The 23,509-nt window shown below is 61.0% G+C and carries 18 protein-coding genes and 1 riboswitch; of the genes, 8 read left to right on the forward strand and 10 right to left on the reverse strand.

Annotated elements, in window-relative coordinates; genetic code table 11:
* Position 1: 1 nt before the first annotated feature.
* Entirely contained in the window at positions 2-1,171 is a 1,170-nt protein-coding gene (locus AC1DIH_RS08860) for an MFS transporter (RefSeq protein WP_477771408.1), read from the forward strand.
* 176 nt (positions 1,172-1,347) lie between these two features.
* On the opposite strand, the gene AC1DIH_RS08865 is transcribed toward AC1DIH_RS08860, so the two are convergent.
* Positions 1,348-1,752, reverse strand: a complete 405-nt coding sequence (locus AC1DIH_RS08865; protein ID WP_123426459.1) for an acyl-CoA thioesterase — start codon at positions 1,750-1,752, stop codon at positions 1,348-1,350.
* 198 nt (positions 1,753-1,950) lie between these two features.
* Positions 1,951-2,053: riboswitch (S-adenosyl-L-homocysteine riboswitch) on the forward strand.
* Between the two features lie 22 nt (positions 2,054-2,075).
* Here AC1DIH_RS08865 and ahcY point away from each other — a divergent pair.
* From ahcY to AC1DIH_RS08885, 4 genes are all read left to right on the forward strand, one after another.
* The gene (gene ahcY, locus AC1DIH_RS08870; protein ID WP_103316727.1) at positions 2,076-3,485 is read left to right on the forward strand and encodes an adenosylhomocysteinase; all 1,410 of its coding nucleotides are present in this window, start codon (positions 2,076-2,078) and stop codon (positions 3,483-3,485) included.
* 160 nt (positions 3,486-3,645) lie between these two features.
* The gene (metF, locus tag AC1DIH_RS08875) at positions 3,646-4,491 is read left to right on the forward strand and encodes a methylenetetrahydrofolate reductase [NAD(P)H] (protein ID WP_477771409.1); all 846 of its coding nucleotides are present in this window, start codon (positions 3,646-3,648) and stop codon (positions 4,489-4,491) included.
* A 184-nt stretch (positions 4,492-4,675) separates the two neighbouring features.
* The gene (locus tag AC1DIH_RS08880) at positions 4,676-5,491 is read left to right on the forward strand and encodes a substrate-binding periplasmic protein (protein WP_477771410.1); all 816 of its coding nucleotides are present in this window, start codon (positions 4,676-4,678) and stop codon (positions 5,489-5,491) included.
* A gap of 226 nt (positions 5,492-5,717) precedes the next feature.
* A complete protein-coding gene (locus tag AC1DIH_RS08885) occupies positions 5,718-7,568 on the forward strand; it encodes a DEAD/DEAH box helicase (protein WP_477771411.1) in 1,851 nt (616 codons plus the stop codon).
* A 66-nt stretch (positions 7,569-7,634) separates the two neighbouring features.
* Here AC1DIH_RS08885 and AC1DIH_RS08890 read toward each other — a convergent pair whose 3' ends face one another.
* Both AC1DIH_RS08890 and AC1DIH_RS08895 read right to left on the reverse strand, forming a co-directional pair.
* Positions 7,635-8,213, reverse strand: a complete 579-nt coding sequence (locus tag AC1DIH_RS08890; RefSeq protein WP_477771412.1) for a YceI family protein — start codon at positions 8,211-8,213, stop codon at positions 7,635-7,637.
* A gap of 31 nt (positions 8,214-8,244) precedes the next feature.
* On the reverse strand, positions 8,245-8,796 hold the full coding sequence (locus AC1DIH_RS08895) for a cytochrome b (RefSeq protein ID WP_477771413.1): 552 nt from the start codon (positions 8,794-8,796) through the stop codon (positions 8,245-8,247).
* Between the two features lie 322 nt (positions 8,797-9,118).
* On the opposite strand from AC1DIH_RS08895, the gene AC1DIH_RS08900 reads away from it, so the two are divergent.
* Positions 9,119-10,525 (forward strand): adenosylmethionine--8-amino-7-oxononanoate transaminase, encoded by a 1,407-nt coding sequence (locus AC1DIH_RS08900; protein ID WP_477771414.1) that lies wholly within the window; start codon positions 9,119-9,121, stop codon positions 10,523-10,525.
* A gap of 184 nt (positions 10,526-10,709) precedes the next feature.
* Positions 10,710-11,429 carry a 16S rRNA (uracil(1498)-N(3))-methyltransferase gene (locus tag AC1DIH_RS08905; RefSeq protein ID WP_054594441.1) on the forward strand — a complete coding sequence of 240 codons (720 nt, stop codon included), beginning with the start codon at positions 10,710-10,712 and terminating at the stop codon, positions 11,427-11,429.
* Between the two features lie 4 nt (positions 11,430-11,433).
* On the opposite strand, the gene trhA is transcribed toward AC1DIH_RS08905, so the two are convergent.
* From trhA to pilG, 7 genes are all read right to left on the reverse strand, one after another.
* Entirely contained in the window at positions 11,434-12,090 is a 657-nt protein-coding gene (trhA, locus tag AC1DIH_RS08910; protein ID WP_477771415.1) for a PAQR family membrane homeostasis protein TrhA, read from the reverse strand.
* A 142-nt stretch (positions 12,091-12,232) separates the two neighbouring features.
* On the reverse strand, positions 12,233-12,694 hold the full coding sequence (locus AC1DIH_RS08915) for a chemotaxis protein CheW (RefSeq protein WP_427531946.1): 462 nt from the start codon (positions 12,692-12,694) through the stop codon (positions 12,233-12,235).
* On the reverse strand, positions 12,687-18,629 hold the full coding sequence (locus tag AC1DIH_RS08920) for a hybrid sensor histidine kinase/response regulator (protein WP_477771416.1): 5,943 nt from the start codon (positions 18,627-18,629) through the stop codon (positions 12,687-12,689). The genes AC1DIH_RS08915 and AC1DIH_RS08920 overlap by 8 nt, the downstream gene beginning before the upstream one ends.
* Positions 18,630-18,667: 38 nt before the next feature.
* A complete protein-coding gene (locus tag AC1DIH_RS08925; protein WP_477771417.1) occupies positions 18,668-20,728 on the reverse strand; it encodes a methyl-accepting chemotaxis protein in 2,061 nt (686 codons plus the stop codon).
* Between the two features lie 186 nt (positions 20,729-20,914).
* Positions 20,915-21,454, reverse strand: coding sequence for a chemotaxis protein CheW (locus AC1DIH_RS08930; protein WP_477771418.1), 540 nt, complete (start codon positions 21,452-21,454; stop codon positions 20,915-20,917).
* 10 nt (positions 21,455-21,464) lie between these two features.
* Positions 21,465-21,830: a twitching motility response regulator PilH gene (pilH, locus tag AC1DIH_RS08935; protein WP_019694067.1), complete on the reverse strand. Its 366-nt coding sequence runs from the start codon at positions 21,828-21,830 to the stop codon at positions 21,465-21,467.
* 57 nt (positions 21,831-21,887) lie between these two features.
* Complete coding sequence (pilG, locus tag AC1DIH_RS08940) at positions 21,888-22,292, reverse strand: twitching motility response regulator PilG (protein ID WP_477771419.1); 405 nt, start codon at positions 22,290-22,292, stop codon at positions 21,888-21,890.
* A gap of 234 nt (positions 22,293-22,526) precedes the next feature.
* Between pilG and gshB the strand changes: the two genes are divergently transcribed.
* Positions 22,527-23,480, forward strand: coding sequence for a glutathione synthase (gene gshB, locus AC1DIH_RS08945; protein ID WP_477771420.1), 954 nt, complete (start codon positions 22,527-22,529; stop codon positions 23,478-23,480).
* Positions 23,481-23,509: the final 29 nt, after the last annotated feature.

The raw sequence follows: 23,509 nt of genomic DNA on the forward strand, positions 1-23,509 counted from the left end.
CATGCCACTCGCCTTGCTTGCACTGGCTGTTGCCGCCTTCGGCATCGGCACCACTGAATTCGTCATCATGGGCTTGCTGCCCGATGTCGCCCGCGACCTCGCCGTGAGCATCCCCGAGGCCGGCCTGCTGATTACCGGCTACGCCCTGGGCGTGGTGTTCGGCGCGCCGATCCTCGCGATCGGGACGGCCAACATGCCACGCAAAGCCACGCTGCTGGGCATGACGCTGATGTTCATCCTTGGCAACATGCTCTGCGCACTCGCCCCGAACTACGCCACGTTGATGGCCGCGCGGGTGATTACTGCGTTGTGCCACGGCGCATTCTTCGGCATCGGCTCGGTGGTCGCGGCAGGTTTAGTGGCGCCGAACAAACGCGCCCAGGCGATTGCGATGATGTTCACCGGCCTGACCCTGGCCAACGTACTCGGCGTACCGTTGGGCACGGCGCTTGGGCAATACGCCGGCTGGCGCTCGACCTTCTGGGCGGTGTCGGTGATCGGAGTCATCGCCGCCATCGCCCAATGGGTCTGGCTGCCGAAAGAGATCGCCATGGACAAGGCCAACCTGGCCAGCGAATTCAAGGTACTGGGCAAAACCAATGTGCTGCTGGCGTTGGGCATGAGTGTGCTGGCGTCCACCAGCCTGTTCAGCGTCTTCACCTACATCGCACCGATCCTGCAGGACATCACCGGCGTCAGCCCGCACGGCGTAACCATCATGCTGTTGCTGTTCGGGGTGGGTTTGACCGCTGGTAGCATGCTCGGCGGACGCCTGGCCGACAGCCGTTTGCTACCATCATTGGTCGGCATGGCCCTCGCCGTCGTGCTGGTGCTGGCGGCGTTCAGCCAGACCAGCCACTCGGTGATCCCGGCCGCCATCACCCTGGTACTGTGGGGCGTGTTCGCCTTCGCACTGTGCCCGATCCTGCAACTGCTGATCATCGACCAGGCTCATGAGGCGCCGAACCTGGGTTCGACGCTAAACCAGAGCGCCTTCAACCTGGGCAATGCCGCCGGAGCGTGGATCGGCGGACTGGTCGTCGCCAGCGGCGCCAACCTTGCAGACCTGCCATGGACCGGCGCACTGGTCAGCGGTTTGACCGTGCTCACCGCGCTGTTCTTTATCTACCTGCAACGACGCGAAACCGCAACGGCCAACGTCCCCGGCTAAGTCTTTAGATAATCTGTGCAACGATACAAAACCCTGTGGCGAGGGAGCTTGCTCCCGCTGGGGCGCGCAGCGGCCCTAAAACCTGCAATCGAGTTATTTCAGACACAACGCATTAATCGATCTGCGACCGCTGCGCGGCCGAGCGGGAGCAAGCTCCCTCGCCACAAGGGCCGCGGTCATTCGACCGTGGCGTCGTCCTGGAACTGGTCCTTGACGTACTTGATCTCGGTCCGGCCATGGGGCGCAGGCAAGCCGTCTTCGCCCAGATTGACGAAGACCATCTTCTCGACCGTCAGGATGCTCTTGCGGGTGATCTTGTTGCGCACCTCGCACGTCAGGGTTATCGAGGTACGACCGAACTCGGTAGCGGTGATACCCAGCTCGATGATGTCGCCCTGGCGCGAGGCGCTGACGAAGTTGATTTCGGAAATGTACTTGGTGACCACGCGCTGGTTGCCCAGCTGGACGATCGCGTAGATGGCCGCTTCTTCGTCGATCCAGCGCAGCAGGCTACCGCCGAACAACGTGCCGTTGGGGTTGAGGTCTTCGGGTTTTACCCATTTGCGGGTGTGGAAATTCATGCTCGCTCCTGACCGTCTTGCCGATTGATGCCGGCCATCATGGCAGACCAGGCAGTCATGCTCCATGAGGCTTCGACTATGGTCGCCATTAGCGATCTTCATTTGGCCGACAGAAACCCTTTGGAAGATGAGCGTAGCCCGCTATAATCGCCCCCGTTTCAAAACGGTCATCTTCGATTGATACCGTTTTCCCGCCACCTGTCCGAGGGGCGCTGCAGCAGGTTCGACCTGTCAGGCTCGGATGGGGCGTTGCCCGGCCATGATCGGCTGGACACTAAACGCACAACGGCGCCCATTCGCATACTTACGAATGGAGGCTCTTCATGAGCGCTGTTATCACGCCTGCAGATTTTAACGACTACAAAGTTGCCGACATGTCCCTGGCTGCCTGGGGCCGTCGCGAAACCATCATCGCCGAATCGGAAATGCCGGCCCTGATGGGTCTGCGCCGCAAGTACTCCGTCGAGCAACCGCTCAAGGGCGCGAAGATTCTCGGCTGCATCCACATGACCATTCAGACTGCCGTGCTGATCGAAACCCTGGTTGCCCTGGGTGCCGAAGTACGCTGGTCGTCCTGCAACATTTTCTCGACTCAGGATCAGGCCGCCGCTTCGATCGCCGCTGCCGGCATCCCGGTATTCGCCTGGAAGGGCGAGACTGAAGAAGAGTACGAGTGGTGCCTGGAGCAAACCATCCTCAAGGATGGCCAGCCTTGGGATGCCAACATGATCCTCGACGATGGCGGCGACCTGACCGAGCTGCTGCACAAGAAGTACCCACAAGTACTGGACCGCGTTCACGGCGTCACCGAAGAAACCACCACCGGCGTTCACCGTCTGCTGGACATGCTGGCCAAGGGCGAGCTGAAAATCCCGGCCATCAACGTCAATGACTCGGTGACCAAGAGCAAGAACGACAACAAGTACGGCTGCCGTCACAGCCTGAACGACGCGATCAAGCGCGGCACCGACCACCTGTTGTCCGGCAAGCAAGCGCTGGTCATCGGTTACGGTGACGTGGGCAAGGGTTCGGCCCAGTCCCTGCGTCAGGAAGGCATGATCGTCAAGGTCTCCGAAGTTGACCCGATCTGCGCCATGCAAGCCTGCATGGACGGTTTCGAACTGGTTTCGCCGTTCATCGACGGTATCAACAACGGTACTGAAGCGAGCATCGACAAGGCCCTGCTGGGCAAGATCGACCTGATCGTGACCACCACCGGCAACGTCAATGTTTGCGACGCGAACATGCTCAAAGCCCTGAAGAAGCGCGCCGTTGTCTGCAACATCGGTCACTTCGACAACGAAATCGACACTGCTTTCATGCGCAAGAACTGGGCATGGGAAGAAGTGAAGCCACAGGTTCACAAGGTTCACCGTACTGGCGCGGGCGATTTCGACCCACAGAACGACGACTACCTGATCCTGCTGGCCGAAGGCCGTCTGGTTAACCTGGGCAACGCCACTGGCCACCCAAGCCGCATCATGGACGGTTCGTTTGCCAACCAGGTTCTGGCACAGATCTTCCTGTTCGGCCAGAAGTACGCCGACCTGTCGCCAGCCCAGAAAGCCGAGCGCCTGACCGTTGAAGTACTGCCGAAGAAACTCGACGAAGAAGTGGCCCTGGAAATGGTCCGCGGTTTCGGTGGCGTGGTCACTCAACTGACCAAGCAACAGGCTGAATACATCGGCGTGACCGTCGAAGGCCCGTTCAAGCCGCACGCTTACCGCTACTGATCGGTCCTGCTGCCTGCTCTCCCTGTGGGAGCGGGCTTGCCCGCGAAGGCGATTTATCATTCAGCATTGATGTTGACTGACCCATCGCTTTCGCGGGCAAGCCCGCTCCCACACGGGATGTGCAAGCCCCACAGGCTTATGCGTTTGCAAGGGTATTCCTATGTCCCAAGACCGCCGCTACAGCTTCGAGTTCTTCCCGACGAAGACCGATGCCGGGCATGAAAAGCTCATTGCCACTGCCCGTCAGCTGGCTACCTACAACCCCGATTTCTTCTCCTGCACCTATGGCGCTGGTGGTTCGACCCGTGATCGCACCCTCAACACCGTGTTGCAGCTCGAAAGCGAAGTCAAAGTCCCTGCCGCACCGCATCTGTCTTGCGTAGGCGACAGCAAGGCAGACTTGCGCGGCCTGCTGGCTCAATACAAGGCAGCCGGCATCAAGCGGATCGTTGCTTTGCGCGGTGACCTGCCTTCTGGCATGGGCATGGCCAGCGGCGAATTGCGCCATGCCAATGACCTGGTGAGCTTCATTCGTGAAGAGACCGGCGACCACTTCCACATCGAAGTCGCCGCTTACCCGGAAATGCACCCGCAAGCCCGCAACTTCGAGGACGATCTCAACAACTTCGTGCGCAAGGCCAACGCCGGCGCCAACAGTGCGATCACCCAGTACTTCTTCAACGCCGACAGCTACTTCTACTTCGTCGAGCGTATACGGGCGATGGGCGTGAACATCCCGGTTGTTCCGGGCATCATGCCGATCACCAACTACAGCAAGCTGGCACGCTTCTCCGACGCCTGCGGTGCGGAAATCCCGCGCTGGATCCGCAAGCAGCTGGAAGCCTACGGCGACGACACCCAGAGCATTCAGGGTTTCGGCGAGCAAGTGATCACCGAAATGTGTGAACGCTTGCTGCAAGGCGGTGCGCCAGGGCTGCATTTCTATACCCTGAACCAGGCCGAACCTAGCCTGGCGGTATGGAGCAACCTGAAACTGCCGCGTTAAAAGTCGTACAGGCAAGATCAAAAAATCGCAGCCTGCGGCAACCCCTACCTGGATAATCCGTAGGAGCTGCCGCAGGCTGTGATCTTTCGATTCTCGGATCACACTCCCAAGTCCCTTGTGCTAGAGCACTCACTTCCAGCATCCGCTTCTGGCTATTGCCCAAATCTCGTCGTAATCTCCAGCGATGCCCGTCATTGCCCAATTGCTGACAGCCGTGCTTTTTGCTTGCCTGAGCTTTGCCGCTCGGGGCGAGAAACTGCGCATTGTCACCGAGCCTTGGGCGCCCTACGTCTACGAGGAAAACGGCCAGGCCCTCGGACTGGACTACGAAACCACCGCGATCGTCTTCAAGCGCCTGGGGATTGAGGTCGAGTGGCAGTTCCTGCCATGGAAGCGCTGCCTGGCCATGCTTGATCAAGGGCTGGCGGACGGCGTACTGGACATTTTCCATAGCGACGAGCGCGACGCCACCCTGCTCTATCCCAGCGAACCGCTCTCGGAAGTCGAGTTCGTGCTGTTCTATGCCAATGATCGCCCCCACCCCTTCCGCACCCTTGAAGACCTGCGCGGCCTGACCATCGGCACGTCGCCCGGCTACCTGTACAGCCAGGACTTCAGGGAATCGACCCTGTTCACCCGCGAGCCTGCGCCGACCCATGAAGCCAACTTTGGCAAGCTGCAACGTGGCCGCATCGACCTGCTGATCACCGACCGCCGGGTTGGCCAAACCCTGCTCGACACTTTGAAACTGCGCGACCAGATCAGCGAAAGCCCCACGGTTATCAGTCACCAAAGCCAGTTCCTGGCCCTGCGCCGCAATGCCGGCATGGACCTGCTGGTGCAGCGTTTCGGCGCCGAGCTCAAGCGTTTCAAACGCGAACCGGCCTACGCGCAATTGAGTGCGCGATATGGCGCCAGCCCGGCACCTGACGCTGTGCAGGTCACGCCGCAACCCAGCGACAGTAAAACCGTTGAGCAGCAGGAAAGCAGCGCTCCGTGATTGCTCTGTTATACTCCGGCCTTCCCGCCAGGCTTACGCCCGGACGCTCGGTCTTGTTTAAGGCATCTCGACACCGCTACAGCGCAGCTTTCCAGCCCGCGCGAGCACTCGAACATGAGCCTTCAAGCCCCAGCAGGACCGGACGCGATTGCGCTTCTCTCAAACGCCATTCGCGCCAGGCAAGACTATCCCATTGGGCCAAGCCCTAACTAAAACAGGATTACTCATGTCCTTTGCTTCCCTCGGTCTCTCCGAGGCTTTAGTCCGCGCCATCGAGGCAGCGGGCTACACCCAGCCTACCCCGGTGCAACAGCGGGCCATTCCCGCCGTGTTGCAAGGTCGCGACTTGATGGTTGCGGCGCAGACAGGTACGGGTAAAACCGGCGGTTTCGCCTTGCCGATTCTGGAGCGCCTGTTCCCCAACGGTCACCCGGACAAATCCCAGCGTCACGGCCCGCGCCAACCACGCGTCCTGGTCCTGACCCCGACTCGCGAACTGGCCGCCCAGGTGCACGACAGCTTCAAGGTCTACGCCCGTGACCTGAAATTCGTCAGTGCCTGCATTTTCGGCGGCGTTGGCATGAACCCGCAGGTTCAGGCCATGTCCCGCGGTGTCGACGTGCTGGTAGCTTGCCCGGGCCGTTTGCTCGACCTGGCGGGCCAAGGCAGCGTCGACCTGTCCCACGTGGAAATCCTGGTACTGGACGAAGCGGACCGGATGCTCGACATGGGCTTCGTCCATGACGTGAAGAAAGTCCTCGCCCGCCTGCCGGCCAAACGCCAGAACCTGCTGTTCTCGGCAACCTTCTCCAAGGACATCACTGACCTTGCCGGCAAGTTGCTGCACAACCCGGAACGCATCGAAGTCACGCCACCGAACACCACGGTCGAGCGCATCGAGCAACGGGTGTTCCGTCTGGCCGCCAGCCACAAGCGCTCGCTGCTGGCGCACCTGATTACTGCCGGCGCCTGGGAACAGGTTCTGGTCTTCACCCGCACAAAGCATGGCGCCAACCGCCTGGCCGAGTACCTGGACAAACACGGCCTGAGCGCCGTCGCGATCCACGGTAACAAGAGCCAGAATGCTCGCACCAAAGCCCTGGCCGACTTCAAGGCCGGTGAAGTGCGCATCCTGGTGGCCACCGATATCGCCGCTCGCGGCCTGGATATCGATCAGTTGCCACACGTGGTCAACTTCGAGCTGCCAAACGTCGACGAAGACTATGTGCACCGTATCGGCCGTACCGGCCGTGCCGGTCGTTCGGGCGAAGCGATCTCTCTGGTTGCCCCGGACGAAGAAAAACTGCTGAAAAGCATCGAGCGCATGACCAAGCAGAAAATCGCCGATGGCGACCTGATGGGCTTTGATTCCAGCGCTGTAGAAGCCGAGAAACCGGAAGTTCGCGAGCGTCCGGATGTGCGTAACCCGCGCAACCCTCGTGGCCCGCGCGGCGACGGTCCAAACGGCAGCGGCGGCGGTCGTAAAGACAAGGGCAAGGACAAGGGCGGCAAGGAAAAACCGGCTGCCGGCCGTGGCGAACGCCCGGCTCAAAAGCCGCGTGAAGGCACCCCGGCCCGTGAACAGCAGCGCCCGGCACCTCGCGCCGCCGCTGACCGCGCACCGGACGAGTTCCTCGACGACGATATCGATAACTTCGGTAACCGCGTCGACTACGTTCCGCAGCAAAAGGCCCCTCAAGGCCGTGGCCGCCGTCCAGGTGCTCCGGCACAAGGCGCTGGTGCAGGTGCGCCACGCAGCGGCCAGCCACAAGGTCGCCAGAACGGTCCGCGTAACAGCAGCGGCGCCAGCACTGGCACCCCGCCTGCCAAGCGCAGCGGCCCACGCAGCGGCGCTCCACGTGACGGCCAGGCCCGTCGCGAAGAGTCGCGCAACCGCCGCCCGGCCCGTGACGACCAGTCGCGTCAGGAACCCGCCGTGCAAAACCCGCGCGGTACCCAGCCGAAGATCATGCACAAGGAGTCCAAGGCCGATCGCTTCCCGACACCTGAGCAGCTCGATCAACTGCCAAGCCGTCCACGTGGCGAGAAACCGGCGTTGCTGACGCGCAACCGCTGATTTCTCCTGCTAACAAAAACGCCCCTGATCTCGCGATCAGGGGCGTTTTTGTGTCAGCCGCGAAAATTACTTCGCTTGAACACCTTCAAACGAGATGTCCAGGTCCAGGGTCTGGGAGGTAGCGCCCGGGCCTTTGATGCCGAACTCGCTCAACTGCAGGGTAGTCGTGCCGTTGAAACCGGCACGGTAGCCACCCCATGGATCCTTGCCTTCGCCGTTGAAAGTTGCCTTGAACACGACTGGCTTGGTCACACCGTGCAGGGTCAGGTCGCCGGTCACGTCAGCAGTTTTTTCGCCAGTGGATTTGACACTGGTGGAAACGAACTTGGCTTCAGGGAATTTGGCTGCGTCCAGGAAGTCCGGGGTACGGATGTGCTTGTCACGTTCAGCGTGGTTGGTGTCAACGCTGGCGGTTTTCAGCACAACATCGATTTTGCTGGCTTCTGGAGCCTTGGCGTCGAAGCTGAACTTACCGTCCCAGTCCTTGAAAGTACCGTGGATGAAGCTGTAGCCCAGGTGGCTGATCTTGAAGTCGACGAAAGCGTGATTGCCTTCTTTATCGATCTTGTATTCTGCGGCCATCGCTTGCCCTGCCGACAACAGCGCGGTACCGATTGCCAGAGCGGCGAGAGTCTTTTTCAACATGCTTTCTATTCCTTGGAGTCGAGGTTGAACATCAGGCTTTGCGTCCCAGCATTCGCGTCAGGGTCGCATCACGGTCGATAAAGTGGTGCTTCAGTGCTGCCAACGCATGGAGGCCGGAAAAAATCACCAGCGCCCAGGCCAGATACAGATGAATCGCACCGGCGGTGTCTGCCTGGTCCGGTAGACCGGAAATCAGCGCAGGAATTTCAAACAGACCAAACACCGGAATCCCGACACCGTCTGCGGTGGAAATCAGGTAACCGGCAACCATCACAGCGAACAGGCTGAGATAGAGAAACGAATGACCGAGCTTGGCGCCGAGGCGCGTCATGCGGCTATAGCTTTGCAGCGTCGGCGGCGGTGGGCTGATAAAGCGCCACAACACCCGCAACAACAAGAACGCGAACAGCGTCAAGCCGATGCTTTTGTGCAAGTCAGGCGCTTCTTTGCGCCAGTTGCTGTAGTAGTCGAGACCGACCATCCACAAGCCCAGAGCAAACAGACCGAAGACTGCCAGCGCCACGCCCCAGTGCAGAAAGATGCTGACCCCGCCGTAGCGGGAGGAAGAGTTACGTAGCTGCATTGCCCAAATCCTGTAAGAACTGCGACCAAGACTATCGAGTTATCTATCGATTTAAAGCCGAAAATTTCGCTTTGAAATATCGAGAAATACGATCAAGAGTCTGAAAGAGGTGTGTTAAGGAAAGATTAACCCCCCAACGTGCGACGCAAACATAAGACGCTCTAGCGTGCCCTGCCAGCGTATATGCACGTCAATACAACCACGTAGCGCACTGCGTTTCCATGCGCAAACACCACAATAGGTTGTCCGCTCGCCCGGCATTGCATAGGCTTGCGCGATTGCATGTCCGCGCACGTCACGGACCGCCTCGAGGAGAGTGAAAATGGGCCTGAATAATCAGTGGATGCAGCGCGATCTCGCGGTTCTGTGGCATCCCTGCACCCAGATGAAAGACCACGAACAGCTGCCGCTGATCCCGATCAAGCGCGGCGAAGGCGTATGGCTCGAAGACTTCGAAGGCAAACGCTACCTCGACGCGGTCAGCTCCTGGTGGGTCAACGTGTTCGGCCACGCCAACCCGCGGATCAACCAGCGGATCAAGGACCAGGTCGATCAACTGGAACACGTGATCCTCGCCGGTTTCAGCCATCAGCCAGTGATCGAGTTGTCCGAACGCCTGGTGAAGATGACGCCGGAAGGCCTGACGCGGTGCTTCTACGCCGATAACGGTTCGTCCTGCATCGAAGTGGCGCTGAAGATGAGCTTTCACTACTGGCTCAATCGCGGCCAGCCGAACAAGAAACGCTTCGTCACGCTGACCAACAGCTACCACGGCGAAACCATGGCCGCGATGTCGGTCGGCGACGTGCCGCTGTTCACTGAAACCTATAAAGCGCTGCTGCTGGACACCATCAAGGTGCCGAGCCCGGACTGCTACCTGCGTCCCGAAGGCATGAGCTGGGAAGAACACTCGCGCAACATGTTCGCCGCGATGGAACAGACCCTCGCCGAAAACCATGAAACCGTCGCCGCGGTAATCGTCGAGCCGCTGATCCAGGGTGCTGGCGGGATGCGCATGTATCACCCGGTGTACCTGAAACTGCTGCGCGAAGCCTGTGACCGTTACGGCGTGCACCTGATCCACGATGAAATCGCCGTCGGCTTCGGCCGCACCGGAACGATGTTCGCCTGCGAACAGGCCGGCATCCGTCCGGACTTCCTGTGCCTGTCCAAAGCCTTGACCGGCGGTTACCTGCCGCTGGCAGCGTGCGTCACCACGGATGAGGTCTACAGCGCCTTCTACGACGACTATCCGACCCTGCGCGCCTTCCTGCATTCCCACAGCTACACCGGCAACCCGCTGGCCTGTGCGGCGGCGTTGGCGACGCTGGATATCTTCGAAGAAGACAACGTCATCGAGAACAACAAGGCCCTCGCCCAGCGCATGGCCAGCTCGACCGCGCACCTGGCTGACCACCCGCATGTTTCGGAGGTACGCCAGACCGGCATGGTGCTGGCCATCGAGATGGTTCAGGACAAGGCCAGCAAAACCGCTTATCCCTGGCAGGAACGCCGTGGGCTGAAGGTGTTCCAGCACGCACTGGAACGTGGTGCGCTGTTGCGGCCGTTGGGCAGCGTGGTGTATTTCCTGCCACCGTACGTGATTACCCCCGAGCAGATCGACTTCCTTGCCGAGGTGGCCAGCGAAGGGATCGATATCGCCACCAGCAACAAGGTCAGCGTGGCGGTACCGAAAGACTTCCACCCGGGCTTCCGCGATCCGGGCTGATGGATCGCCCTATAGGTCAATGTGGGAGCAGCCGGGCGGCGTTCCGTCTGCTCGCGATGCGGACACCGAAGTCGATCTGCCAGACCTCGGTGATGCTATCGCGAGCAGGCTCGCTCCCACACAGGCAGGCCGCAAAGATGTCGGTACCGACTCAGATAACCAGCACCCTTTTCAGAGAACCCAGATGAGACTGTCCCGCTTCTTTATCGACGCCCCCTTGAGCCTCGGCGAGCATGAATTGCCGGAGGCCCAGGCGCACTACATCAGTCGCGTGCTGCGCATGGCCGAAGGCGATGCGTTGCAAGTGTTCGACGGTTCAGGCCAGGAATTTCGCGGCACGCTGGCGGAAGTCGGCAAAAAACGCGTGCGCGTGGCGTTGACGGAAAGCTTCGCCGGGCAAATCGAGTCGCCGTTGCAGATTCATCTGGGCCAGGGCTTGTCTCGCGGCGAGCGGATGGACTGGGCGATCCAGAAAGCCACCGAACTGGGCGTGACTGAAATCACCCCGATCTTCAGTGACCGCTGCGAAGTCCGGCTGAAGGACGAACGCGCCGATAAACGCTTGCAGCACTGGCGCCAGGTCGCTATCAGCGCCTGCGAACAATGCGGTCGTTCACGAGTACCGGTGATCCACCCGCCCCTGTTACTGGCCGACTGGCTCAAACAATCCGAGGCCGAACTGAAGCTGGTGCTGCACCCAGTGGCCGAGCCGCTGGTCAGCCATGCAAAACCTTCGACACTGGCGTTCCTGATCGGCCCGGAAGGCGGGTTGTCGGACGTGGAAGTCGATCAGGCTCAAAGTGCCGGCTTCCACTCTGCCCGCCTCGGCCCACGAGTGCTGCGCACCGAAACCGCGCCGGTGGTGGCATTGGCCGTGGCCCAGCAGTTGTGGGGTGACTTCTAGTCCCCTATCGTCGGAACGCCGCCCGGAGCCGGCTCGCTCCCACAGGTACAGCGGTGTTCTTGTGGGAGACAAAGTGCAGCAAGCTGCCGGCGATGACGAACAGGTGCCAGATGCCGTGGGCGTGGCGCAGTCGGCTGTCGAGGGCGAAGAAGATGATGCCGACGGTATAAAACACCCCGCCCGCCGCCAGCCAGGCAAATCCGATGGTGCCCAACGCCGCCAGCAGCGGCTTGACCGCCACCAGCACGATCCAGCCCATCACCGCATAGATCACGATCGACAGGATCCGTGCCTCGGAGCGCGGTTTGATCTCTTGCAGCATGCCGATCACCGCCAGCCCCCAGACAATCCCGAACAGCGTCCAGCCCCACGGGCCGCGCAAAGTCACCAGACAAAATGGCGTGTAACTGCCAGCGATCAGCAGGTAGATCGACAGGTGATCGACCTTCTGCATGATCACCTTCGCCCGCCCGCGCACGCTGTGATAAACCGTCGAAACGCTGTACAGCACCAGCAAGGTAAACCCGTAAATCGCCACGCTGACAATCTTCCAGGGGCTGCCGTCCAGACTGGCAATCACCAGCAACCAGACCGCCCCGACACACGCCGCAACCGCCCCGAACAAATGGCTCCAGGCGTTGAATTTTTCTCCGTGATACATGTGTCTCCAACCTCAAAAAATCACTGCAACATCGCACAAGCCTCAGGCTTGCAGCCTGAGAGCGCAATGTTTCAAATCAAATGTCATGGACGAAATCGGTCCCTTAGTGGGACTGATCGCTCCCCAAAAAGGACCGATCAATTCACTGCGCAACCAACCCCGCCCCCACCAACAACTCCTCCAGCGCCAGCAGATCCGGGACTTTCGCCACGTGTTCGGCGACCTGTACCGCGGCATGCTCCAGTGAGCACAGCGGCACGTCGACGTAGCTCAACTGGCTGTCGAGTTTGTAGGAGCGTGGAATGCCTTGCACCAGCAAGGCGATGAATTTGAGGTGCGGGCGCCCGCCGAGGGCATTGAGGACGACGATGCGCGCGCGATCGCCGATCACGGTTTTGTTGCCGCAAGCCGATTCGAAGCTCAACAGCGGGATTTTCCGGTCACGCCACGTCACCAGGCCCAGGTACCAGGGCGGTGAGTCGAGGTCAAAGGCACCGGGCTGATAGTCGATCAACTCGGCGACAGCGACATTGGGCAGGATCAGGTTGCGATCGGCCAGGGGCAGCAGCAGCCCGGTGAGGTTGCTGGTGCGGTGTTCAAGCATGGGTTTTGCTCCATAACGCGATGCTTTCGAGCAATACCGATTCCTGGTACGGCTTGCCGAGGTAGTCGTTGACGCCGATGGCCATCGCCCGGTCGCGGTGTTTCTGGCCGGTGCGCGAGGTGATCATGATGATCGGCAGGTGCTGCAACCGTGGATCGTTGCGCACCTGAATGGCCACTTCAAAACCATCCATGCGCGGCATTTCAATGTCCAGCAACATCAGGTCGGGCATGTGCTCTTCGAGCAACAGCATGGCGTCGACACCGTCCTTGGCGGTCAGCACGTTCATGCCGTGGCGTTCGAGCAGGCGGCTGGTGACCTTGCGCACGGTGACCGAGTCGTCGACCACCAGGACCAGCATTGAACGCTTCGGCTCGGCCTCCGTGGCCGTCTCCTGAATGACCCGCTGCGGTGACACTTGCGTCTGCATGGCGCGGATATGCGTCAGCAGGTCGAGAATCAGCACCACCCGGCCATCGCCAAGAATGGTCGCGCCAGACAATCCCTGGACCGCCGCGAACTGCGGGCCGAGACTTTTCACCACGATTTCCCGGGTACCGGCCGTCGCATCGACCTGCACTGCGATGCGCCGCTCGTTGCACTGCACCAGCAACACCGGCAACGGCAGGCTCTGGCCCAGCAGTTTCGGGCGGACGCTGGTCTTCAGCAGCTCGCCGAGGTAGCACAGTTCATAGCGTTGCCCGGCGTATTCGTATAACGGCGGATCGAGCTGGTAATAGCCCTCCAGCTCAAAGGGCAGCACGCACACGATGCCTTCGATGGTGTTCAGCGGGATCGCGTATTGATCCTCGGCACACTGCACCATCAACGCGCGGTTGACCGACACGGTAAACGGCAAACGAATGCGGAAGTGCACGCCCTGCCCAGGTACAGAGTCAATGACCATCGAGCCACCGAGTTGCCGCACTTCTTCGTGAACCACGTCCATGCCGACGCCACGCCCGGAGATCTGGGTGATTTTCTCGGCAGTGGAAAACCCTGGCTGCAGAATGAACTGCAACACGTCGCGATCGCTCATGTCGCTGTCGGCGGCGAGCAAACCCCGCTTGATCGCCTTGCGCCGCACGGCATCCAGCGGCACGCCGGCACCGTCGTCGCGGATGTCGAAAATGATGTCGCCACCCTCACGGGAAAGGTCCAGGGTGACTCGGCCTTGCTCGGGTTTACCGGCCGCTCGGCGTACTTCGGCGGACTCCAGACCGTGGTCGACAGCATTGCGCAGCATGTGCTCAAGCGGCGCCGCCATGCGTTCCAGCACATTGCGGTCCATCTCGCCTTCGGCGTTCCCGACAATGAACTCGACGTCCTTGCCCAGCTCGCTGGAGACCTGACGAACGATACGCTTCAAGCGCGGCAGCATCCGTTCGAACGGCACCATGCGCGTGCGCATCAAGCCTTCTTGCAGTTCGGTGTTGATCCGGCCTTGTTGTTGCAGCAGGTTCTCGGCGTCGTGGTTGCAGCGGTCGAGGGTTTCCTTGAGGTCGAGCAAGTCGGAAGCCGACTCGAACAACGCTCGCGACAACTGCTGCAACTGCGAGTGCCGATCCATTTCCAGCGGGTCGAACTCTTCGTAGCCCAGGCGCTCGGCCTCAACCTGCTGCCGGCTGAGAATCCGGCCCTGGGTTTCGGTGTCGAGCCGGCGCAACTGATCGCGCATGCGCTCGATGGTGGTTTCCATCTCGCTCAGGGCGACTTGCGCATCGTTGACTTGCTGCTCGATGCGACCGCGGAAGATCGAGGTCTCCCCGGCCAGGTTGACCAGATCGTCCAGCAGTTCGGCCGACACCTTGACCATATCGGCGCCTGCGTCCGGTTGCAGCGCTGCAGTCTCAGGCTTGGCCACCGGTGCCACTTCAACCAGCGGAGCTGGCGTCGGGGCCTTGTCAGCCGTCGGGTGAGTGAAGGCCTTGATCGCGTCTATCAGGCTGTCAGCCGGCAACACCGGCTGACCGGCGCGGGTCGCATCGAGCATCTGCGCCAACCGGTCATGACTGCGTTGCAACAGATCGAACAGCGCCGGTATGGCGTGCAGCAAGCCGGTCGACAACCCTTCGTAAAGAAATTCCAGCTCATGGGCCAGGTCGCCAATCGGGGCGATTTCGACCATTCGTGCGCCGCCCTTGAGGGTGTGCAGGTCGCGCAGCAGGGTTTCCATTTCCTGACGGTTCTGTGGGTCCGCCTGCCAGCGCGACAGCGCCGCACCCGAGCTGTCGATGATGTCGAAACCTTCCTCGAGGAAGATCTCCAACAGTTCCGGATCGTGGCTCGCCGCATCATTCGCAGCCGCCGCTTCGACCACATCGGCTGTGCTGCCGGTGCTTTGCCGAAATTGCTGGATCGCCTCGATCAACGTTCCCGGATCGCTCAGTGGCTGATGGTTTTGCAACTGTTCGAGCAACATCGCGAGGCGGTCGTGGCTCTGTTGCAGTAACACCCCGAGTGCTGGTGAATGACTGAAGCGCCGGTCGACCAGACCTTCATAAAGGCTTTCAAGTTCGTGGGCCAGATCGCCGACCGGCCCGACCTCGGCCATTCGCGCGCCACCCTTGAGGGTGTGCAAGTCGCGCTGTAACGACGACAACGGCGCAGCGCTCTCCGGATCATTGAGCCAACGCTGCAAGGCTTGTCCGGCGCTTTCGAGGATATCCACCGCTTCTTCGAGAAAGATCGAAACGATTTCATCGTCAATCGTCAACGCCTGCGCCTGCGCCTGCGCCTGCGCCAGCTCGCTGGTGGCGCTGCCCAGTTCGGTAATGCTCAGCGTGCGGCTGCCATCGCTGCGAATCAGGCCCATGGCCGACGGATCAAGGCCCTCATTGAGCAGATCACGCAAGGCCCGCACCCGCGCCGGTTGCGGGCCGACTTCCTGGCCGGCGGCCAGTTCGTCGAGCATGTTGATCAGCGCTTCGTGAGCGCTTTGTGCCTCGTGGAAGAACCGTTCATTGACCACCAGGCTGCTTTCTTCCACCGCGCCGTAGAGGTCGAGCAAGGCTTCGCACAGCTCGTCCACCGGGTGCAGATCGGCCAGGTGCGCGTTCTCGCCAAGGGTCGTCAATTCATCCAGCAGTGCGCTGAGTTCCTGCCGTTCCCCGGGGTGTTGCTGCCAGCGCTGCAACAGGCTTTCGGCGTCCAGCAGGATGTCCATGCCCTGGGCCAGGAATTTGTTGATCAGTTGCGGATCACGCTTGATCCGCAGCCCCGTGTTCGGCGCATTGAGGATGGCATCCAGACGCTCGGCAAGCAGCGCCTGAGTGCGCCCGATCAAGTTTTCGGCGCCCCTGATCGGTGTCAGCGGATCACTGTTCAATTGCTTCAGCCCGCGCCGAAACAGGTCGCCGGCTTCGAGTAGCAGCTCGACTTCGTCCAGGTCCAGCGCAATCTGGTGCGCCTTGTACTCGCGGGCCAGATGATCGAACGGCGCCGCCAGTTCGGCGATCGGCAACACACCGGCCATCGAAGCGCTGCCCTTGAGGGTGTGCAACGCGCGCTGCAACTCATCGCTGGCCTGCAACGGCACGTGCTCGGCGGCCCGGTCGAGAAAACGGTCGAGGCTCTGGAGGTGAGTTTCAGCTTCGTTGCGGAAGATCTCCAGCAACTGCGGATCAAGCATCGCGTCATCCTGCGACGCAGTGTCCGGCAGGGTGTCATCCCCCTTCGCCAGGGCATGGGCGCGAGCGGCCAGGCGGTCGACATCGTCACGCTGACGCTGGGTGTTGCCGGCAAACTCAGCGATCAGTTCGGGGAGCAGTTGCAGCACTTCATCCAGCAGTTGATAAACCGGCGGACCCGGTTCGACACTGCGTTCCAGCACCCGGTTGAGCAGATTCTCCAGCGCCCACGCCAACTCGCCCAACACCAGTGCACGGACCATTCGCCCGCTGCCTTTCAAGGTGTGGAAGGCGCGACGCAACTCGCTCAGGACCGAGGTGCTTTCGGGGCTGGCGACCCAGCGCGGCAAGTATTCGCGCAGGATATCCAGGACTTCATCGGTCTCCTCGAGAAAGACTTCGCGCAGCTCGGCATCCACCGGTTCTTCGTCGGCCGGTGGCGGCAACAGACTGCCCGGCGTGATCAGCGCGGGCGGATTGACGGCACGGGCCGGGCTGGCCAATACCTCGGCCAGCGACTGGGCAATCTGCGGGTTATCCAGTGTCGGCAGATCCGGCATCACGAGTGCCAAGCCTGGGCTCAGCACGTCTTCGGGCAGCGGCACAGGCACCTCGCCGGGGAAATACCCCAGAGCCGCCAGGCTTTGCTCGGCGACATCGAGGATCTTTTCGCCGGGCGCCTCGGGGTCTTCACTCAAACGCTCCAGGTAATACTCGATGCTGGTAATGGCGTCGGCCAGGCTGTCGAGTTGCGGCCAATCGGGACGCCTCTGGTCTGCCAGCAGATGCTCGCGAATGAAACCGTTGCAGGCTTCCAGCAGGCTCGCCGCGCGACTCAACGGAATCATCGCCAACGCGCCACGCACCTGGGTCAGCACGGCCGGAAGCGGCTGCAACACCTGACGATCCCAATCGCTGTCGATGTAGTCGACGATCATGTCCTTGGCCTGTTGCAGGCAGATTCGCGCTTCCTTGATGACGATCTGGTGGATCTGCGTCAGGTCGGTGGTCGGCAACCGGCTCTCTTCGCGGTTTTCCTCAACGGTGCCGACCATTCCGGCCAGGGTCGCCTCGACGTAAAGCAGGGCTCCGGCGACATCCATCAGGATCGCGTCGTTCGGCTCGCGCTGGCCTTGGGCAAGGCTCAGGACCACCGCCAGTTGATCGATGATCACCTTGCGCGGCTGACCGAAGCCGAGCACCGCCAGGGTGTCGGCGATTTGCCGCAGTGGCGCCAGCAGGCTGTCGAGGTCCGAGACATGTTGTCGGTCACTGCGCACGAACAGGTCGAGGCGCTCCTTGACCCGCACCAGTTCTTCGCAGAGCGCGGCCAGCACCGAGCGCATCGCGTCGCGGTCCGGGCCGGCCAGACGGGCGCGTTCTTCATCGACCATTGCACTGTCGGGCAACGCGTCGTCCAGGGCATAACGCTCTTTCATGGCTTGCATCTGCGCAGTGGGATGTTGTGCCTTGGCAATGTAGAACAGCAGGCTCTTGAGCAACTCTGGCGGTGCCGGCTGATTGATTTCCGAGATGCCGTGTTCGAGCAGGCGCTTGAGTTCCTTGTCAGCGTCCTTGAACAGGCTGCGCAGCGCCGGACTGTTGGCGACACTGCCGCTGAGCATGCCTTCGACCAACGCCGAAGCGATCTGCCACAAAGGCCCCAATGGCGCCCCGTCGCAGAGCATTTCGAGGCGTGCAAAGACCTTGGCCAGATAGCCGAGATTGGTGGTGTCGTCCTGTTCGCGAAGCAACCCAACCAGTCCCATCTGCAACATTTGCCGCAATTTGCGCAGCACATTCGGCAGCTCGGCCGGCTCAAGCATTGCCAGCGTGTCGTCATCCAATTCGGGAAGCGCTTGCCACTGCGGGCTGAACAGGCTGGTTTCCGACAACAGGCTTTCGCCGCGGGCGCTGCGCAGGTCGTTGATCAACGGCAAGACCACCAACGGCAAGTCACGGCGGGCACTGTGCACGCGGTCGAGGTAAATCGGCAGTTGGCCGAGGGCTTGTTGCAACAGGCGAATGGCTTCATCGCGGTGGCTGACGCGGTTGTGCTGCAACGCTGCCGCGAGCTGCTCCATCTCTTCGGCGAGCAACGCCGCGCCGTAGAATTCGACCATCTGCAAACTGCCGTGAACCTGATGAATCCCCGCCAGGCACTCTGCGATCGCGTGCGCCGTCAGCGGCTCTTCGACCCGGTTGTCGAGGGCCATGCTTTCAAGGGCAATAAACGCCTGCTTCAACGTTTCGGCAATTTCGCCCTTGACCCATTCGAGGGCCACATAGTCGTGCCGATCACCCATAACCACTCCCATCAAAATGCTGTTCCAGCAGGCATCGTTCAAGCCTTGTCGGCACTGCGCTCAGGCACCGCCGGCAAGGTGAAACCAGACACCGAACGCCGCAGCTGGCTGGCCATCTTCGCCAGGTTGCCGATGCTCTCGGCGGTGGCCGTGGAGCCCGACGAGGTCTGCGTGGTGATCTGCTGGATCACGTTCATCGTCAAGGATATCTGACCCGCCGAAGACGTCTGTTGCTGCGCCGCGTTGGAAATACTCTGGATCAACGCTGCGAGCGTTTTCGATACGCCTTCGATTTCTTCCAGGGCCACCCCCGCATCCTGCGCCAGTCGCGCGCCGCGCACCACTTCGGTGGTGGTCTGCTCCATGGAAATCACCGCTTCATTGGTGTCAGTCTGGATCGCCCGCACCAGGGTTTCAATTTGCCGGGTGGCCGCCGACGAACGTTCCGCCAGCCGCTGGACTTCATCGGCAACCACCGCAAAACCGCGCCCGGCGTCACCGGCCATGGAGGCCTGGATGGCGGCGTTCAGCGCGAGAATATTGGTCTGGTCGGCAATGTCGTCGATCAGGCTGACGATGTCGCCGATTTCCTGGGACGACTCGCCCAGACGCTTGATCCGCTTGGCCGTGTCCTGAATCTGCTCACGGATATTGTCCATGCCGTGAATGGTGTTGTGCACCACCTCGTTGCCCTTGTTGGCGATCTCCACCGAGCGCTCGGCAACGGCGGACGACTCGGCGGCGTTGGCCGAGACCTGATCGATGGACTGGGCCATCTCGTTGATCGCCGTCGAGGCTTCGGAAATCTGCTGCGCCTGATGCTCCGAGGCCTGGGCCAGGTGCATCGCGGTCGCCTGGGTTTCCTGCACCGCAGCAGCGACCTGGCCGGCGGTCAGGTTGATGGTCGCGACCAGATCACGCAGCTGATCGACCGAGTAATTGATCGAGTCGGCGATGGTCCCGGTAAAGTCTTCGGTCACCGATGCCGTGACCGTCAGGTCGCCATCGGCGAGGTCTTCGATCTCGTCGAGCAAGCGCATGATCGCGTTCTGGTTACGTTCGTTCTTCTCGGCGGTTTCCCGCAACTGGCGATTGGTTTCACGGACCATCACCAGGCCGATCAGGATGATTGAGGTCAGCGCCAGCAAACCCAGCACGTAACCGCCGATGGTGTCGGTCGAACGCCCGCCCACCATGTTTTCGAAGCCGTTGGCCAGGTGCGAAGCTTCATCGAGCAAGGTCTGCGACAAGTTGAAGATGTTGCCCGCCGACTCGCGGACCTTGAACAGTTCAGGCGAGGTTTCGAGGATCTCGTCGACCGAACCCGAAACAAACTCGAACAGTTCGGAAATTTCGCTCAGCCGGGCACGCGCGTCCTGGTCTTCGACCTGGCTGATCTTCAGGGCCGGATTGCCCTGGAGCATGCCGTTGAGCACCTGACCGAAGCGCGCCGCATCACGGCCAAAGGCGTCGGCAGCCTGTTGGGCGTTTTCGTCGCCGGCGAGCACCGTGTTGACTGCACCAAGGATCCGTTCGGCCAGCAACGACTGGCGCTGAGCCATGGCGACCTGAGCAGCAGGTGCGCCACGCTGGAGCAGGATTTCGACGACTTTTTCGTATTCGACCTGCAACTGCGGCACGGTCTCGGCCAGCGTCGCGGCGACCTGATGCAGCGACAGCACAGTCTGTTCGCTGGAAAGGATCGCGTCGGTATTTTTCAGCAGGCGCTCCCAGTCCAGCTGCACCGCGCGCATTTCCGCGTGTACCGCGTGGGGCGCTGGTGGCAGACCGGTGGTCGGGTCACCTTTCTTCAAGTAGCCCCAACGCTGGGCGAAGTCGTTGCGCGAATCGCTCAGCAGCTTGAACGCTGCCGCTTTGCCGGCCGCCGCTTCAGTCGCGTTCTTGGCGATGCGCTGGGACAGCACGCGCAGCTCTCCGGCGTGACCGATGTACTGCTTGTCGTAGGAGGCCTGGGTATTGAGGTAAGCGAAGTTGGCGAACAGCAACACGATGAACACGATCAGCGCCATGAACAGCACAATGATCTGTGCACGACTGCGCGACCCTTCCGTAGCCTTGCCTGTATTTGCTTTTATCATCGATCCTCGCCTAAAAGATCGCGATCCGTAGCAGCTGGCGAAGCCTGCGTCCGGCCGCGAAGCGGTCGTAAATCCTGCCAACCTTTTCAACCTGACACTCTGCGGTGCCTGGTTTTACGAGTGCTCCGCACTCGAACGCAGCCTTCGGCAGCTGCTACAGGGATAGTGCCAACCCGTCCATCGTGTTTACAGGGCTACGTCCATGAATCGCTGGGACTGCGCCAGGGCAAACGGGCTGAAGACCTGCCAACGTTGCTCACGCCCGAACTGTCCTTTTATGAAAGCCCCCGCCGGGCCGTTCTGTGCGTCCAGTGACGCCGGCTCGAAGCTGGCCTGGTCAAAGTGCTGCATACCGAGCACCTCATCGACCATCAACCCGACGAACACCTCTTTATACTCAACGACCAGTACGCGCCGCTGCTTGCGCAGCGCAGGCAATTCAATCCCGAGGAAACCGCACAGGTCCATGACCGGCAACAGTCGTCCGCGCAGGTTACCCACGCCCCTGACCCACGACTTGACCCCCGGCAGCTGAGTCAGGCGCGGTTCGTGCAACACCTCGCTGACCTCGCCCATCGGCGCCACGTACCAGTGCTCGCCGAGGCGGAAGCCGATCCCGCTCCAGCCGTGGTTACGGGTTTGCTGTGAAGGCAGGTCCGCCGCCAGCAGACGGCAGCGCTGGTCGATCTGCAGCAGCAGTTCGAAGGCAGTCAGCGACTCGGCCATGGGTCGGCCGTCAGCCTGCCAGCACGTTGTTCAGGGTCTTGATCAGGGTGTCTTCTTCCACCGGTTTGGTGAGGTAGTCCCTGGCGCCCTGGCGGGTGCCCCAGACCTTGTCGGTTTCCTGATCCTTGGTGGTGATGATGATCACCGGGATGTGCCCGGTTTCCGGGTCTTTGGTCAGCTGGCGGGTGGCCTGGAAACCGTTGAGGCCGGGCATGACGATGTCCATCAGCACCGCGTCCGGTTTTTCCTGACGGGCCAGTGCCACGCCGTCTGCGCCGTTTTCGGCTTTCAACACTTCGTGACCGTGCTTTTCCAGCATGCCGGTCAGTTTGTACATTTCGGTCGGCGAATCATCGACGATCAGAATACGTGCCATGGTCTTCCCCATTCTTGTAGACGCCGGGCCCGCTGGCCGAGCGTCACTGTGCGTGTCTTACTGCGGCGAAACAACGGCAAAGCCCGGTACATGGGCCTGGATCGCGCTCAGCAGTTCTTCCTTGCTGAAAGGCTTGGTCAAAAACTGGTCAGAGCCGACGATACGCCCCTTGGCCKTGTCGAACAGTCCGTCCTTGGACGACAGCATAATCACTGGCGTGGACTTGAACGCACTGTTGTTCTTGATCAAGGCGCAGGTCTGATAGCCATCCAGACGCGGCATCATGATGTCGACAAAGATGATGCCGGGATGATTGTCGGCAATCTTGGCCAGGGCATCGAAACCATCGATGGCCGTGATGACCTCACAGCCTACGTTTTTCAATAACGTTTCGGCGGTACGGCGAATCGTTTTCGAATCGTCGATCACCATGACCTTCAAGGCGCTGGAATGCTGTTCCATATCTGCTCTACCGTCGCCTTTGCGAATCAAATTGTCGTTTGCGGCTTACCGAGGGCCCGAAACCCTTGATGCTCAAGGGCCAGAACGATATGGCAGCCTTTTTAGCACAGTCTCCAAATCCAATCTATCGAGCAACCTTCGAGGTGGTTTTTCCTTGACCGGGAACACACTGGGCGCCACTCTGACGCCACTTTTTCATGTCGCTTCGACCACCCAAATTTCGAGGAAAAACCCATGAGCGTTCGCGTCGGGATTGTCATGGACCCTATCGCCAGCATTTCCTATAAAAAGGATAGCTCGCTGGCCATGCTGTTGGCCGCCCAGGCGCGCGGCTGGACGCTGTTCTACATGGAACAGCACGACCTGTACCAGGCTGAAGGTGAAGCCCGGGCCCGCATGCGTCCTTTGAAAGTTTTCGCCAACCCGGAAAAATGGTTTGAGCTGGAAGCCGAAACCGACGCGCTGCTGAGCGATCTGGACGTGATCCTGATGCGTAAGGATCCGCCGTTCGACATGGAGTTCGTCTACTCCACTTACCTGCTGGAGCAAGCCGAGCGCGCTGGCGTATTGGTAGTCAACAAGCCGCAGAGCCTGCGCGACTGCAATGAAAAGCTGTTCGCCACGCTGTTCCCGCAGTGCACCCCGCCGACCGTGGTCAGCCGCCGTCCCGATGTACTGCGCGAATTCGCCGATCATCATGGTGATGTGATTCTCAAGCCGCTGGACGGCATGGGCGGTGCGTCGATCTTCCGTCATACCGCCGGTCACCCGAATCTCTCGGTCATCCTCGAAACCCTGACCCACCACGGCAAGCAGCAGATCATGGCGCAGGGTTACCTGCCAGCGATCAAGGACGGCGACAAGCGCATCCTGATGATTGATGGCGAACCGGTGGATTACTGCCTGGCGCGGATTCCCGCCGCGGGCGAAACCCGTGGCAACCTGGCCGCCGGCGGTCGTGGCGAAGCACGCCCGCTGACCGACAAGGACCGCTGGATCGCCGCACAGGTCGGCCCGACCCTGCGTGAAAAGGGCTTGCTGTTCGTCGGCCTCGACGTGATCGGCGAGCACCTGACCGAAATCAACGTCACCAGTCCGACCTGCATCCGCGAGATCGACAACGCTTTTGGCACGAACATCGGCGAAATGCTGATGGCTGCCATCGATCAGAAGCTTAAAGCGCGTTGATATAGAACACCCAAGTTACGACCAACATT

The sequence above is a fragment of the Pseudomonas sp. 05N36 genome (genome assembly GCF_056397385.1).

Excerpts from the sequence above, each read along its gene's own strand:
- AC1DIH_RS08860 (WP_477771408.1), top strand. The coding sequence starts at position 2 with ATGCCACTCGCCTTGCTTGCACTGGCTGTTGCCGCCTTCGGCATCGGC.
- AC1DIH_RS08865 (WP_123426459.1), bottom strand. The coding sequence starts at position 1,752 with ATGAATTTCCACACCCGCAAATGGGTAAAACCCGAAGACCTCAACCCC.
- ahcY (WP_103316727.1), top strand. The coding sequence starts at position 2,076 with ATGAGCGCTGTTATCACGCCTGCAGATTTTAACGACTACAAAGTTGCC.
- metF (WP_477771409.1), top strand. The coding sequence starts at position 3,646 with ATGTCCCAAGACCGCCGCTACAGCTTCGAGTTCTTCCCGACGAAGACC.
- AC1DIH_RS08880 (WP_477771410.1), top strand. The coding sequence starts at position 4,676 with ATGCCCGTCATTGCCCAATTGCTGACAGCCGTGCTTTTTGCTTGCCTG.
- AC1DIH_RS08885 (WP_477771411.1), top strand. The coding sequence starts at position 5,718 with ATGTCCTTTGCTTCCCTCGGTCTCTCCGAGGCTTTAGTCCGCGCCATC.
- AC1DIH_RS08890 (WP_477771412.1), bottom strand. The coding sequence starts at position 8,213 with ATGTTGAAAAAGACTCTCGCCGCTCTGGCAATCGGTACCGCGCTGTTG.
- AC1DIH_RS08895 (WP_477771413.1), bottom strand. The coding sequence starts at position 8,796 with ATGCAGCTACGTAACTCTTCCTCCCGCTACGGCGGGGTCAGCATCTTT.
- AC1DIH_RS08900 (WP_477771414.1), top strand. The coding sequence starts at position 9,119 with ATGGGCCTGAATAATCAGTGGATGCAGCGCGATCTCGCGGTTCTGTGG.
- AC1DIH_RS08905 (WP_054594441.1), top strand. The coding sequence starts at position 10,710 with ATGAGACTGTCCCGCTTCTTTATCGACGCCCCCTTGAGCCTCGGCGAG.
- trhA (WP_477771415.1), bottom strand. The coding sequence starts at position 12,090 with ATGTATCACGGAGAAAAATTCAACGCCTGGAGCCATTTGTTCGGGGCG.
- AC1DIH_RS08915 (WP_427531946.1), bottom strand. The coding sequence starts at position 12,694 with ATGCTTGAACACCGCACCAGCAACCTCACCGGGCTGCTGCTGCCCCTG.
- AC1DIH_RS08920 (WP_477771416.1), bottom strand. The coding sequence starts at position 18,629 with ATGGGTGATCGGCACGACTATGTGGCCCTCGAATGGGTCAAGGGCGAA.
- AC1DIH_RS08925 (WP_477771417.1), bottom strand. The coding sequence starts at position 20,728 with ATGATAAAAGCAAATACAGGCAAGGCTACGGAAGGGTCGCGCAGTCGT.
- AC1DIH_RS08930 (WP_477771418.1), bottom strand. The coding sequence starts at position 21,454 with ATGGCCGAGTCGCTGACTGCCTTCGAACTGCTGCTGCAGATCGACCAG.
- pilH (WP_019694067.1), bottom strand. The coding sequence starts at position 21,830 with ATGGCACGTATTCTGATCGTCGATGATTCGCCGACCGAAATGTACAAA.
- gshB (WP_477771420.1), top strand. The coding sequence starts at position 22,527 with ATGAGCGTTCGCGTCGGGATTGTCATGGACCCTATCGCCAGCATTTCC.